The sequence below is a fragment of the Clostridium sp. YIM B02500 genome (assembly GCF_022324665.1).
GTDB classification, from domain to species: Bacteria; Bacillota; Clostridia; order Clostridiales; family Clostridiaceae; genus Clostridium; species Clostridium beijerinckii.
This window is the reverse complement of sequence record NZ_JAKGTE010000011.1, coordinates 108,627-123,631: the sequence shown is the minus strand read 5'-3', so window position 1 is coordinate 123,631 and position 15,005 is coordinate 108,627. Positions and strand designations below refer to the sequence as shown.

General features: G+C 31.4%; 13 protein-coding genes. 1 reads left to right on the top strand and 12 read right to left on the bottom strand.

Annotated features, from left to right (window positions below; all coding sequences use genetic code 11):
- Positions 1 to 23: 23 nt before the first annotated feature.
- Both L1S46_RS11630 and L1S46_RS11625 read right to left on the bottom strand, forming a co-directional pair.
- Entirely contained in the window at positions 24 to 1,019 is a 996-nt protein-coding gene (locus L1S46_RS11630; RefSeq protein ID WP_238900065.1) for an iron-containing alcohol dehydrogenase, read from the bottom strand.
- Between the two features lie 62 nt (positions 1,020 to 1,081).
- Positions 1,082 to 2,437: a putrescine aminotransferase gene (locus L1S46_RS11625; RefSeq protein ID WP_238900064.1), complete on the bottom strand. Its 1,356-nt coding sequence runs from the start codon at positions 2,435 to 2,437 to the stop codon at positions 1,082 to 1,084.
- A gap of 347 nt (positions 2,438 to 2,784) precedes the next feature.
- Between L1S46_RS11625 and L1S46_RS11620 the strand changes: the two genes are divergently transcribed.
- On the top strand, positions 2,785 to 3,537 hold the full coding sequence (locus L1S46_RS11620; RefSeq protein ID WP_023974893.1) for a helix-turn-helix transcriptional regulator: 753 nt from the start codon (positions 2,785 to 2,787) through the stop codon (positions 3,535 to 3,537).
- 245 nt (positions 3,538 to 3,782) lie between these two features.
- Here the strand turns inward: L1S46_RS11620 and L1S46_RS11615 are convergent, their stop codons facing one another.
- The 10 genes from L1S46_RS11615 to L1S46_RS11570 form a co-directional block, all read right to left on the bottom strand.
- Entirely contained in the window at positions 3,783 to 5,264 is a 1,482-nt protein-coding gene (locus L1S46_RS11615; RefSeq protein ID WP_012061086.1) for an aldehyde dehydrogenase family protein, read from the bottom strand.
- A gap of 278 nt (positions 5,265 to 5,542) precedes the next feature.
- Complete coding sequence (locus L1S46_RS11610; protein ID WP_171788909.1) at positions 5,543 to 6,919, bottom strand: amidohydrolase family protein; 1,377 nt, start codon at positions 6,917 to 6,919, stop codon at positions 5,543 to 5,545.
- Positions 6,920 to 7,020: 101 nt separating this feature from the next.
- Positions 7,021 to 7,821 (bottom strand): ABC transporter permease, encoded by an 801-nt coding sequence (locus L1S46_RS11605; protein WP_012061088.1) that lies wholly within the window; start codon positions 7,819 to 7,821, stop codon positions 7,021 to 7,023.
- 1 nt (position 7,822) lies between these two features.
- Positions 7,823 to 8,686 (bottom strand): ABC transporter permease, encoded by an 864-nt coding sequence (locus tag L1S46_RS11600; protein WP_012061089.1) that lies wholly within the window; start codon positions 8,684 to 8,686, stop codon positions 7,823 to 7,825.
- Between the two features lie 12 nt (positions 8,687 to 8,698).
- Positions 8,699 to 9,826 carry an ABC transporter ATP-binding protein gene (locus L1S46_RS11595; protein WP_012061090.1) on the bottom strand — a complete coding sequence of 376 codons (1,128 nt, stop codon included), beginning with the start codon at positions 9,824 to 9,826 and terminating at the stop codon, positions 8,699 to 8,701.
- A 31-nt stretch (positions 9,827 to 9,857) separates the two neighbouring features.
- Positions 9,858 to 10,952, bottom strand: a complete 1,095-nt coding sequence (locus L1S46_RS11590) for a spermidine/putrescine ABC transporter substrate-binding protein (protein ID WP_012061091.1) — start codon at positions 10,950 to 10,952, stop codon at positions 9,858 to 9,860.
- Positions 10,953 to 11,082: 130 nt separating this feature from the next.
- Positions 11,083 to 11,430 (bottom strand): P-II family nitrogen regulator, encoded by a 348-nt coding sequence (locus L1S46_RS11585; RefSeq protein WP_012061092.1) that lies wholly within the window; start codon positions 11,428 to 11,430, stop codon positions 11,083 to 11,085.
- A 166-nt stretch (positions 11,431 to 11,596) separates the two neighbouring features.
- Positions 11,597 to 12,358, bottom strand: a complete 762-nt coding sequence (locus L1S46_RS11580) for a helix-turn-helix transcriptional regulator (protein WP_012061093.1) — start codon at positions 12,356 to 12,358, stop codon at positions 11,597 to 11,599.
- 219 nt (positions 12,359 to 12,577) lie between these two features.
- Positions 12,578 to 12,754, bottom strand: coding sequence for a hypothetical protein (locus L1S46_RS11575; RefSeq protein WP_012061094.1), 177 nt, complete (start codon positions 12,752 to 12,754; stop codon positions 12,578 to 12,580).
- A gap of 146 nt (positions 12,755 to 12,900) precedes the next feature.
- Positions 12,901 to 14,931 (bottom strand): M13 family metallopeptidase, encoded by a 2,031-nt coding sequence (locus L1S46_RS11570; RefSeq protein WP_012061095.1) that lies wholly within the window; start codon positions 14,929 to 14,931, stop codon positions 12,901 to 12,903.
- Positions 14,932 to 15,005 lie beyond the last annotated feature (74 nt).

The window sequence follows — 15,005 nt, the reverse complement described above, 5'->3', positions numbered from 1 at the left end:
TATTTGTTTCTTCTATATTTAATCTATCTCCTCTTACTTGATGAACTTTTTACAATTAGATTGCATAATAGATTCTCTACTTGTTCAAACACTTCGCTAGTGTCGCACTCTAACAAATTTGCAAAAAGTCCACTCAATGTTCTAATCTCACTATCAGGATATATACCCTGATAAAATTTAATCATTTCCACAAACGTAATATAATTAGCTTCTCCATACATAACTGTATTATCTTTTTTTCTTAATGCCTGCTTAATTACATCTAAATCCTTCCCACCTGTATTTGCAAAAGCAATTTCTGAATAATTGCCTGCTAAAAGAAAATCATCTAATATCTGACTACTCATAGCCATTTCCTTGTTTATAATATTTTTATAGCTTGTAAATAGTATTTCAACAGCTTTTAAAGAAAAAAGCCTAGTATATTCAGTTGCTCTGGGAGATAAATACGATTCAATTGCATGAATTAATGCATTTATAGAGCTACTTATAAGCAGGTGTAGTGGTAATTTGCTTAGTAATTCTGTTATCATAACTGTACTATCAGCATATAATTCATCTGCAACAAGGCTTACTTTCATATTATTTTCTTTTAATTCTAATGCAGAAACATTATTTACTTCACTTCCAATACCAAGTTTAGTTGGGACTAATACTAATTCTTTTTCTTTAATTATTTCTAACTTATTATTGTATAAATCTACAACTGGAGAAATATTTGTTAAGGAAAATATTTTTCCGATCTCTAAAATACATTTCTCGCCAATAGCAATAATCCTTTCATGAGATATTCTTCTAACATGTTCATACATACTCTCAACGATATCCTCAGACATATTTCCAATTCCATAGTTCTCTTTAAATAGAACTGCTGATTCATTTACATTAAATTTCAAGCAATTATTATATATTTCTTTTCTTGTAATTATCAGATCATCTTTGCCTATGTGAAATTCCCTACAAAAAGTTTTACAATCATTATATTTATATATCACAGGACCTAGCATTAATTGTCTCATAAGCACATATCTCCTTATCATGAAAAAAATGCTATATACATTGATATATAGCATCTTTACTTCTAAATATTAAATTCCTTTTTTGTATCTTCCAATGCTGAATCCATTCTCTCAATAACATTATCCATATCTTTTTTTGAAATAACAGCTGCCGGTTCAAAACGGATGCATTTAGCATTTACTAAAGTTCCTGCAGTCATAACGCCTCTTTTAAATAACCCCTTAGCAACAGAGTATCCTATATCACTTTCCCGAAACTCTACTGCTAACATAAGTCCAGTACCTCTTACCTCATTTATAACTGTAGGATACTTCTTCCATAACATTTCTAACCTTGACTTTAAATATTTACCTTTTTCTTTACATTGTCCTGGAACATCATTTTCCAGCATATATTTTATTGTAGCAAGCGCTGCTGAACAGCAAACTGGATTTCCTCCAAAAGTTGGTGATCCTAAAAGCCATGGATTGTCCACTAATTCTTGTGTCCACATTTTAGGTCTGCATATAATACCTGTTATTGGCATTATTCCTCCACCAAACGCCTTACCAAAAGTCATTATGTCAGGAGTCACACCTTCTGCTTCACATCTCCACATTGTTCCAGTTCTGCCCATTCCAGTTTGAATTTCATCAAATATTAGAGCAACTTCATATTCATCACATATTTCACGAACTTCTTGTAAATAACCTTCTGGTGGAATGATAATCCCTGCTTCACCTTGTATTGGCTCTAATATAACAGCTGCAACTTTCTCGCCTACTGCATATAGATTACTTATAGCTTTCCTTATATCTTCTGCATTGCCATATTCAACGTGTTGAACTTGCTGTACCATTGGTGTATACGGCACTCTGTATGTGCTCTTCCCCCCCATTGAAATAGCCCCCATTGATTTACCATGAAACGCTCCCACTGTTGAAATGTACCATCTTCCACCTGTTGCAATTCTTGCAAGCTTTAATGCCATTTCTACTGCTTCTGCTCCTCCATTAGTGAAAAAGCAATATTCTAGATCACCCGGTGTGATTTCAGCAACTGCTTTTGCGAGATATCCTCTTAATGGATCTAATAATTCTTGTGAATGTAATGCTTGATGATCGAGTTGTGCTTTTACAACATCAAGTATTTCCTCATTTCTATGCCCACATGTATAAATTCCAAATCCACCTAGGCAATCTATAAATTCTTCTCCATATAATCCTGTGCAATATGCTCCCTGATCTGTCCATTCTACAACTGCTGCATTTGTTGATACTGATTTTCTGTATTTAAGCCATCCTGGACTTACATAGTTATCAAAATAATTTATTGTATCCTTTGTAATTGATTCTTTTTCCTCGTTTGTTAATCCATCGCTTTTTATATATCCTATAACTCTGTTTAAATCTTCAATAATTTGTTTTCTTTGTGCCATAATAATTACTCCCTTTCTAAAATTAAAACGACGCATTACAATGATTTTAAATCAGTAATACGTCGTTGTATTTAATCTATTTTCTTTATTGATATTATTATAAATCAAATGCCCTAGTTAAAACAATTCTCTCAATGTATGGTTATTGCATTATTTTAGAAGTACGTATACTACTTTATAAGTATCTTTTTTCCTTGTTAGTATATACTTACAATAATATTTAAGTATTATAACTACATGTACAATTTATGTAATTTATGGTAAAATACCTTTAATAATCTCGCATATTTATAGAATATTTATGCAGATATAAATATTAGTAATATATAGTTATGGAAGGTATCTATATGCAAAATAATGAATTTCTATTAATAAATAATATAATTTATCAGATATATAGCATTCCGGATTTTGATACAATGAAAATAACATTTTTGAACCTACTAAAAATGTTAATTCCTAATACAGCCTCCAGTATTTTAATGGCTGACCATACTAATTCGAAGAACTTGGTATGTGATCCCATCTGTGTCCCTGAGGTTTACTCAGATACTGAAAAAAATTACCTTTTAAATGAAGATGAAGATTATACTCGTTGGGTAATGTTGAGCGGACAATGCCTACTTATTCGTGAAAGCGATTTAATGCCTGAAGAAGAGAGAGTGAAAACAGTACTATATAAGAAATGCTACGAGCCATTTAGGCTTCATTACTCATTACAATTAAATCTCGTATATAATGATTTATTTTTAGGAGTTCTCACAATTTATCGTAAACGAGAAGAAGGAGATTTTACCTCCGATGAGATGTTCATTGTAAAGGCCTTTAGCGATCATCTCAATCTTCGCTTTTATGAATATTATACAAAGGATTCAAAAAATTCTTCCAATATATCTTTCTCTATGGCAAATCTAGCCTCGAAGTATAATTTGACTAATCGCGAAGTAGAAGTTTTACAATTAATTTTTCAGGATATGAATAATGATGAAATTGCAAACAAACTTTATATAAGTGGATATACACTAAAAAAACACATTCAGAATTTATACCGCAAATTCAATGTGTCTACTAAATGGAGCTTATTAAAATTTAGAGAATAACTAAATACTTAAAGAGAGGCAATGGACAACCGAAATAGAATACATATATGTGTTCTATTTCTTTGTTTGCTTTCCCTTTACGTATTTTTTAACATACAGATACTTTATTTAGAGATAAAAATACTTGCCTAAATATGCTGTCACCTTAAATTTACACCAAACAAATAAAGGTAATATATGTTTTTGCGAAGTGTTTAAAAGTAAACTTAAACTTTCATACAAACTGCAAGTATTTTATACCAAATTTAATGTTCGTACCAGCCAATTGGTCCTGGGGTTAAATTGATGTTTATTTGTTTTATTTCTTGGTATTCTTCTAAACCGTGGACACCTAGTTCTCTACCATATCCACTCATTTTATATCCTCCCCATGGTGCTTCGTTGAAAGTTGGATTATAACAATTAATCCACGTGATACCTGCTCTAATTTCCTTAATTACTTTTAATGCTATAGTTCCATCTGATGTAAATACTGCTCCTGCCAAACCATATACGGTATCATTTGCTAATGCTATAGCTTCTTCTTCTGTTTTAAATGTTTGTATTGTCACAACAGGTCCAAAGATTTCTTCTTTTACAATTGTCATATCTGAAGTACAGTTGTCAAATATAGTTGGTCTCACATAATATCCTTCTGCACATTCTCCTTCTGTGTATCTTTCTCCACCACAAACTAGGGTTGCACCTTCATTCTTACCTATCTCAATATATTTTAATACTGTTTCCATATGTTCTTTTGAAACTAACGGACCCATATCTGGATTATTTACTGGATTTCCTATAGTCATTGCATTTGCTTTTTCTGCAAGACGTGCTACAAACTTATCCTTAATTGACTCCTCGATAATAATACGAGAACCTGCTGAACAAACTTCACCTTGATTAAAGAATATACCAACCATGGCCCATTCAACTGCTCCTTCAAAGTCCGCATCCGCAAAAATAATATTTGGTGATTTCCCCCCAAGTTCTAGGCCAACTTTTTTAAGGTTTCCTACAGCAGCTCTTGCAATACTTTGTCCTACTTCTGTACTTCCTGTGAAAGTAACCATGTCTATATCATTACTTTCAGCTATTTCCTGCCCTACAGTTCCACCTGAACCTAATACCAAATTAACAGATCCCTTTGGAAGCCCTATTTCATCAAATATTTCAAATAATGCAATTGTTGATAAAGGAGTATTTGAACTAGGTTTAAATACGACACTGTTTCCTGCCGCAATAGCTGGCGCTAACTTCCAAACTGCCATTAAAAATGGGTAGTTCCATGGAGTGATTTGTCCACATACCCCTACTGGTTCATGAACTGTGTATGAGTGCATTTGCCCAAATCCATCATTTACATCATAAACTCCTCCATATGGTTTTGTGATTAAGCCTGCATAATATCTAAAACAATGAATTCCGTCATCTATGTCACCTTCTGCCTCACGAAGAGGTTTTCCATTATCTATTGTATCGAGCATTGCAAATTTATCTCTTTTTTCTGCTATCTTATCTGCAATTTGTAAAAGAATATCAGCACGAGCTTGTGCATTCATTCTCCTCCATTCACCTTTTCCATAAAAAGATTCTTTTGCAGCTGCAATTGCTAGCTTAGTATCCTCAATCCCGCCTTCTGTTGTCTTTGCAATTACTTGTCCATTAGCTGGATTTATTACATCTCTCGTTTTTTTAGAAATAGCTTCTACCCATTCACCATTGATGTACATCTTTTTAATTTCCATAATATCTCTTCCTCTCATTTAATTAATATAAGATCTCTCAACTTATTTTTGCCAACAATTTATTTTGCTGTGAATTTCACAGATTAATTTCTATTAACAATTAATTTCAAATTCTAATAAAATATCTGTAGCTCCCGATTTTTTAAGCATATTCTGAAGAATATATATGGTACAGAATACTTATTCTTAAGAATATTTATGGTAATATTCCGAAGAATATATATTCTAATATTCTCAAGAATATTTGTGGTAGACCTTATTAGTTTATTCCATACTTATCATTGCTCCCAATTCCACATAAGACACTTATCTTTAATAGTTTTCCCTGCACTTATATCCAATACTTCTTTCCCTTTTACTGTAATAACTCCATTTACAAAAACATATTCAATGCCTTCTGGCCTTGTGTCTGTAGCTCCAAAGCATGGATAATCTGCTTTATCTTCTATTATTTTTTCATCAAATATTAAAATATCTGCATCAGCTCCAACTCCAATAAATCCTTTATTTATTAATCCTAAGCGTTTTGCCGGCATGTATGTGCATCGTCTTATAGCATCTATTAACGTGATTCTATGCTGCTCTCTTACCATAGTTTTAAAAAATTTAGGATATGTCCCTGCATCTTGGGGATGACCTGGAACTCCAGCATCGTATAATGTTCCCGCATCTGTAGAGACCATTACATAAGGTTTTTCTAGGATTTCAAATACTTCATATTCCTCTCCCACCATGCCTATGACCGTATCATCCTGATAATTTCGTCTAAGTTCTTCATAAATTTCTTTGGTTAATCTCTTACCTTTATATTTACCAGTCCCAGCTATTAAGCTGCTATAATCGCATCCCCACTTTTCTATGCAGCCTTCATCAAAAACAGCACTTCCAATGGAAGTCGCAAATCCACTATACAATCCGCTATCTACGGATATATCTAGCCCTTCGGCTAAAGCTTCTTCTATCATATGAAGAGCTTCTGTTGCCATTCCCATTCCAAACTGGTAAGTTAGATGAGATATATTTACAGCTGCACCTGTTTTTCTAGTTATATCAATAGCTTCTCTTAAGCTAGAAAGGCCACCATAGGAGTCTGACCTTGTATGAATTGATACTAACTTTCCATATTGGGCTGCAACTTTTGCTAGTTCTAATACTTCCTTCCTTGAGCTTCCAGGAACATATTCAAGTCCGAATGATAATCCGCTGACTCCAAATTCAAATGCTTCTTCAAGGATACCCTTCATCTTTTCAATTTCTTCATCGCTGGATGATTTATATCTATCAGTAACCCCAACTTGTTCTCTCAGAGTAATATGTCCAATTTGTTCTATTTGATTGATTAAAAAACTATCATACTTATTGTAGAATTCCTTAATATTTTCTGGAGACATTCCACAATTACCATTGTATACTGTAGTAACTCCCATGGCTGCTAGCACTCTAGCACAATCTAAATCTCCCTCTACATGAGCATGAATATCTATAATACCTGGACATACTATTTTGCCTCTTACATCTAATTCAATGTTACCTTCCATATCTTCTCTTGTTATAGCTTTTATTTTTCCATTCAGGATTCCAATATTAGCAATAGTGCTCTTTTTTCGCTCTGGATCTATTATGATTCCATTCTTAATAACAACATCGTATTTAATCATTAACTCACCCTCTTATTCAAGTTAGTAAACCTTTATTCCTTATTATCTTTATGAACATGAAAATAAATAAAAGGTAAACATACCGTTCTACTATTCTCTTATTGTGCCTTAAGCTTCCTAACTTGAAATGCAGTATTTAAAGCTATAATTATAATAGTTATAACCATTATTACTGTGGATAAAGCATTTACTTCTGGTGTTACTCCAGTCTTTACCATGGAGAAAATTTTAAGTGGAAGTGTTGTACTTCCTGGTCCAGCTGTAAAGAAGCTAATTACAACATCATCAATAGATAATGAAAATGCCAGCATAGCACCAGACAAAACTCCTGGCATTATGAGCGGTAACGTTACTCTCCAGAAAGTCACAATCCTATTTGCACCTAAATCCATAGCTGCTTCTTCAAGATATTTGTCAAATCCGGCAAGTCTTGCTCTCACTGTTATTACAACAAAAGGAATACTGAAAGTAATGTGAGATAAAGTAATACTAATTAATCCTAAAGGAATACTAAGAACTGAATATATTGAAAGTAGAGCAATACCAAGTACTACTTCTGGAATTACTATAGGGATGTATAATAATTTATCTATTACATCTCTTCCTCTAAATCTGTATTTACTTAGCCCTATAGCACCAATAGTTCCTATAATAGTTGAAATAATAGTACTTATAATCCCAATAATCAAAGTATTTGAAAGCGCCTCCATTAAAGTTCTATTTTTGAAGAAGGTCCCATACCATTGAAAAGTGAAATTTTCGAAAGTAATATTTAACTTTGAAGTATTAAATGAAAAAATAATTACATAAAAGATAGGAAGATATAAAAATAAGAAAACAAGATAAATATAAATATTTTTAAATATTCTAGATATATTCTTTTTCTGCATCTTTGTCATTTTACATACCTCCTAAGTCGTCCATATTACCACCTGATTTTTGGTATAACCATACAAGTACCAAAGTAATTACAATTAAAAATATTGAAATTGCTGATCCGAGTGGCCAATTCCTGGCGGTTATAAATTGAGTTCTAATAACATTACCAATTACTTGAGTTTTACTTCCTCCAAGTAAGTCAGTAACAAAGAAATATCCTAATGAAGGAATAAATACTAGAATACTGCCTGCAAATATTCCCGGCATCGTAAGTGGTAAGGTAACTTTTATAAAAGAAGTAATAGGTTTTGCTCCTAAATCACTACAGGCTTCCAAAAGCGATTTATCCAATTTTTCAATTGAGCTATATAAAGGTAAAATCATGAATGGTAATAACATATATACTAGACCTATCATTACCCCGGTTGTATTATATACTAGTTGAAGTGGTTCATTAATTACTCCTAATTTCAACAATAGTGAATTGATAATACCGTCCTTGCGAAGTAAATTGATCCATCCAAAAAGTCTAATTAACGAACTTACCAAGAAAGGAACTATTACCATAGCCATAAAAACTGTCTTCTTTATAGTTGTTTTTTGGGCTATAAAGTAAGTAAATGGATATGCAATTACTATGCAGATTACAGTCGTAAAGGTCGAAATCAAAAATGATTCACCAAAAACCTTTAAATATAACGGATCAAATACTTGTATAAAATTATTTAATGTAAATCCAATAACAACTCCACCATAAGCCCCCTTATTCATAAAACTCATAACGAAGACATAAATAAATGGAATAGCTACTAGCAAAATCATCCATGCTGAAACTGGACCAACTGTGGTTATAAGAGGCATGTTTATTTTCTTTTTACTTTTCATTTAAGCACCTCCTTATTTTGTTTGGTTCTCTACTGTAAATACGGGATTATCTACAACATTGAAGACTTCTTGGCTTTGTGATTTAATAACAACTGCATCTTCCTTTTCCCAATACACATATACTTCTGAACCTATTGGTAGTAATTCCACTTTTGGAGTAGTATTCATCTTTATCTCCATTCCTGTTGGAAGCATAATTATTGTTTTATTAACATTCCCAATATAGACATGCTCTTTTACTTTTCCTACAAGAGTAAATCCTTCTATCGCTTCCTTAGATAATCTTATATTTTCAGGCCTTACTAGAACATAAATTATTTCATTATCCATAACCTGAGAATCCAATACTATAGCATCTCCATTTTCTAATTTTACTCTTGATAAATCATTCTCTAACTTATTAGCAACTCCATAAAAAATATTTGATTCTCCAATAAAATCTGCCACAAATTTAGATTTTGGCTTTTCATATATTTCCTTTGGTGTTCCTATTTGCTCTAAATCTCCTCCATACATAATTGCAATTCTATCACTCATTGTAAGTGCTTCCTCTTGATCATGAGTGACATAAACAAATGTAATTCCCAACTTTTTTTGGAGACGCTTCAATTCAAATTGCATTTGCTTTCTTAATTTTAAATCCAAAGCTCCTAAAGGTTCATCTAGCAGCAAAACCTTTGGTCTATTTATAAGGGCTCTTCCTATTGCAACCCTTTGTTTTTGTCCACCTGATAATTGATCTGGTTTTCTATTTTCAAATCCCACTAGCTGCACTAGCTCGAGAATTTCTGTAACACGCTGTTTAATTTCTGCTTTGTTAACTTTCTTGACTGATAATCCAAAAGCTAAATTATCATAAATAGTCATATGAGGAAATAGTGCATAGTTTTGGAAAACTGTATTTACTTCTCTCTCATAAGGTTCAGAGTTTTGAACCTCTTCACCCTCAATATAAATGCTTCCACTAGTAGGTGTTTCGAAGCCTGCTATCATTCTCAAGGTTGTAGTTTTACCACAACCTGAGGGGCCAAGCATAGTTAAAAATTCACCTTTTTTTATGTCAATAAATAGATCTCTAACTACATGATTATCTCCGTATTTTTTATTTATATTATCTATTTTCACGATAACCTCAGACATTTAATCCCCTCCAAAGTCTTATTTTTCACCCTTATCCTTTAAACTTAGTCCATAAGTCAGTTATTTTTGATACATTTTCTCCAATATCTTGTAACCCTTGACTTTTCTTCATTTCAGCCTCTGGGATATTCATAATATTGTTATTTTTAAAGTCGTCTCCTAGAATATCTTTAGCTGCTTTGTTTGGATTTACATATGGGAAAGTCTTTGAAATAGTAGCACTCACTTCTGGATCTAATATATAGTTCATTAGTAAGTCTGCATTCTCAGAATTCTTAGCTCCGTTCACTTTCATCATCATATCAAATGTGAAATAAATGCCTTCTTCTGGATAAACTACTTTAATTGCTGGATTCTCCTTAGCTGCTAAAGCGCATTCCCCTCCATAAACAAGGCCTAATGAACACTCACCATTTAATAATAATGTCTTTGGGCTATCACCGTTGAATGCATGAATATTTGGTTTCAATTGTGTTAAAAAGTCCTCTGCTTTCTTTAATCCTTCATCGCTTGTATCATTTATCTTATATCCATTTGTCATTAATCCAATCCCGACTATTGGTCTGGCATCTTCAACAACAACCATGGTATCTTTATACTTAGGATTCAATAAATCTTTATATGATTTTATATTATCCTTAATTTTATCTGTATTAACTGCTATCAATATGCTTGTACCCAAATAAGGAATACTGTATTCATTTTTAGGATCATTTGCTTCATGTAAATATTGCTCATCAATATTTTTGAAGTTCTCTATTTTACTTGTATCTAATTTTTGAATCAAATCTTGAGATTTTAGTATATCAATATCTTGAGCCGGGCCAATAATCATATCATATGTCCCTTTACTTCCTGATTTAACTTTTGCAAGCATTTCATCTGGATCAGTGAATGTAGTCATATTAACTGTAACTCCATACTTTTCTTCAAAACCTTTTAGGACGTCATCAGGCAGATATTCGGACCAGCAGATAACATTTAATTCCTTACTTTCACCAGAATTTTCACCTGTACTTCCATTAGAAGTTGATTGAGTATTTGAACCACAGCCAGATAAACTCATTGTTACCATGCATCCTATTGTTATACTTAATATAAGTTTCTTTAATATACCTTTTATCATCTAAATCACTCCTCTAAATAAAAATAGCTTTTATGCTTATAATTTCCTAACTCTTCTATCATGAGCTAAAACAAAAAAGTGCATAAAGATATTCATACCTTTATGCACCCTTGCATCTAAATATTTATAATTATAAAGCCTTACTTCCTCTTTCACCTGTCCTAATACGAACAACTTGTTCTATATTTCTAACAAAAATTTTTCCATCTCCAACATTGCCAGTTCCTACCTTGTCTATTACTGATAAAATAATATCTTCTATTATATTGTCCTCTACTACTGCCTCGACTTTAATTTTGGGTAATAAATTTATATTTGTTTTTAAACCCTTAATCTCATTTACACCTTCTAGCGAGCCTCTTTGAGTTCCACATCCCATTGCGGTTGATATTGTCATTCCACCACAGTGGTATTCATCCAAAATACTTTTAATAATTTCTAATTTTTCCGGTCTTATAATTAATACTATTTCTTTCATAACCTCTCTCCTCCCTAATTGCAAAATTATATACAAACTTCCATCTAAACAACTATTTCACTACTTCTTGTGAATAATATACTATCAAAATCTTTTTATAACAATTCACCAAAAACACCATTTTAATTATCCTTTTTAATATATAGATACCCCTAAAGTAGTATTCTCATCCTCTTTCTTTAACCATCTTAAATAGCTGAACTCTATTCTTAATACCTAGCTTTCTATATATATTAAGTACATGTTTCTTTAATGTATTATTTGTAATGCATAATTTATTGCTAATCTCACTGTTCTCTAATCCATTCATTAGTTCACATAACACAGCTTCTTCCCTTTTGGTTAATCCATAAGTATCTACACACTGGGAAATAGATATTTTTTCTCCACCCATGGAATTATTATTTAGATCCTGATATAGCCTAAAGGCTAAATGTTCTTTAATAATATCAAGTACAAAAGAATCCTCATATATAAAATCTTCTTTTCCTTTTATTCTAAAGAAACATACTACACCAACAAACTGATTTTTGTGTGCCAATATCATATTTAGTGTATGATGCCAATTGTTAGGTTCAAAGTACTTTTTATAGTATTCCGTCTCTACTCTCTTTTTCTCTGAAATAATATCACTTTCTCTATATACTTTACTTTTACCACCAAACATTAATCCCCTGCTATAATCTATACTGTCATACTTGTCCATGTAATTTTCATCTGCTCTAGGCTTGTAATTGTAAAATACTGGTTTAACCAATGTATGACTATTTAATTCTGATGCAATATAAAAGTCAGCACTATCAAAATCTAAAACTAAAGCCATCTGAGTAAGGAAATTTTTTCGCATAGTAGTAGAATTCTCAATAGAATTAATCTGATATACTATATTGTTAATAACCATCCAATCATTTGTTTCTAAACTACGCATTTGCTAAAACTTCCTTTCCTAAAGTATTGAATAATATAAAATAAGAGGCATATGTAATTCTCTTAATGAGATATTTACATATGCCTCTTTGCACATATCAATTTACTTATACATTATTTTACTCTTTCACTATTCGTCTTTCAACATTATCATTTGATTATTTTTTATACTAAGCATACTCCTTTAGGAGTACATTTAAAGTAATTATAAAGTTATATTTTAATTCTCTTCATCAAAATATAATACTGATTCAGTTTCTCTACAATATTTAACACACATACATTGTGCTAATTTTCTTGGGCACTTATAACATAAACAAGTCAGATCCTTTCCATTACATCTTCCTTGCTTTAGCTCTCCACAATCTCCGCAATTTACTCCATTTCCTGCTGGCATAATAGTATCACTACTCCTTTAACTTTATACTTACATTATTATTAACTCAAAATTAATGAATGTCAAATTATAAGCCATTAATAAATAAATAGATAGCTTTTTTGAAAAGCTACCTACTTTTTCACTTAAAACATATAAGATATCATTTACCAAATCCCTATTCTATCCCCCGGCTTAACATACATACCATCTTTTTCAGTAATTCCATATGTGTCATAGAACTTTTGAAATTGTGGTAGGACTGCATTTACTCTAGCCTTATTAGGAGAGTGAACATCTATGATTAATGCATATGTTGCATATTCTTTTGTTGTTATTTGCCTCCAAGTAACTGCATAACTTTCAAAAAACGCTTTATAATTTGCATTATTCATTTCGCCTAGTATATCTAAAAGACAGGATACTCCACCTATATCTGCAATATTTTCTCCCACAGTAAGATTGCCATCTAACTTTTCACCAGGCATTGCTTCAATCTGACTATAAAAATTTGCAACCTTTTGAGTTTTTTGCATGAATTCTTTATAATCCTCTTCGGTCCACCAATTATTAAGGTTACCATCAGAATCATATTGAGCTCCAGTATTATCAAAGGCATGGCTAATTTCATGACCAATAATAACTCCAATTCCGCCTAAATTAACTTCCTTAGGTGCATTTACATCATAAAAATGGCCTTGAATTATTCCGCCTGGTATAATAATTGAATTTTCTGTTGCACTATAAAAAGCATTGACTGTTTGAGGTTTAAACTGATCTTCATCTTTATCCACTAGTTTGTTTATTTTATTAAACATCTTATCACGCTCAAATATTCTAAGTGTCATTGCATTTTGGAAAAGTGATCCACCTTCTTCGTATGATTTAATATCTAACTTTGAATAATCATTCCAACTGTCAGGATACGCTATCTTTATCTTTAACTTATCTAGCTTATCAATAGCATTTTTTTTAGTTTGACTACTCATCCAATCAAGATTATCAATTCTCTTTTTGTAAACTGCTATAATATCCTTTGTTATGGACTCTACATCTTTTTTAGTCTTTTCAGGAACATATTTTTCAGAATAAAGTCTTCCAATAGCCATTCCCATCATAGAATTTACATTATCAACGGCCTCTTCCTCTTTTGATACATTACCAGTTATGCCTAGCATATTACTTGCGTATTCTTTATTGGCATTTTCAAAATCCTCACTTAAATAATTTGATGCATATAGTAAATTAACTATTTCAATATAATTTTTAATGAGAGGTAAATTTTCTTGATTATATAATTTATTAAATGCTTTCAACCATTCTGGATCTTCTAAAATAATCTTATTAGCTTTGTCTATTCCCATATAATTCATAATTTCTGGTAGATTTAAATTAGGAGCTAAATTATTTAATTCTGCTACTGTATATACATTATATTGTTCATCAATCAAATTCTTAGTTGTAGCCTTTTCCTTTTTTCCTTTAATATACGGAGCTACCATTTCTTCAAATTTAAACATATCATCAACTTTTTTCTGAGATTCTTGTTGAGTATATCCACTTAACATCAATATTTTATTATAATAATCTTCCGTTAACTTACGCTCTTTTTTGCTATTCTCTGTTGGATTAGTATATTCATCTGAATCCCCTAAACTAAGCGCAATAGGACTTATATAAAGTATATTTGTTTTCACATCTTTTATATCTTTTTCTACAGAAAACTTTATTGTTGAGTTTAATATCCTCTTATCCTTCCAGAGCTTAGTAATATCATCTATTGTTCCAATTGATTTAATTTCATCTAAATTTTCCTTTACTGGTTTTATCCCTTCTCTATTTCTTGCTTCTATATTTAAAGTATTATTGTAAATATTTATTATTTTCTTCTCATCACTATTTTCTTTATACGCATCCTTATTAATCAACAAATTGTTAATTATATCTTTGATTTGTTCTGTTACTTTATTCTCAACATCATCAAAAGTAGACGCAGTAGATTTTCCATCTTCAATTTTAGCATTTTTAATCCAATCACTATTTACTGCATCATAAAAATCATCATTTAATCTTACTCCTTGACTATTGTTTGTTACTGATGATTCCTCTGCCATTGCAACATTATGTGATCCATTAGATACAACCAGCATAAATGCTACTATACTTGCTACTATACTTAACTTTTTAATTTTTTTCATTACTACACCTCTCTTTCAGGATAGCTTTTTATAATTAGCTTTTATAACTTACTATTAACCTCTGTTTATATTAC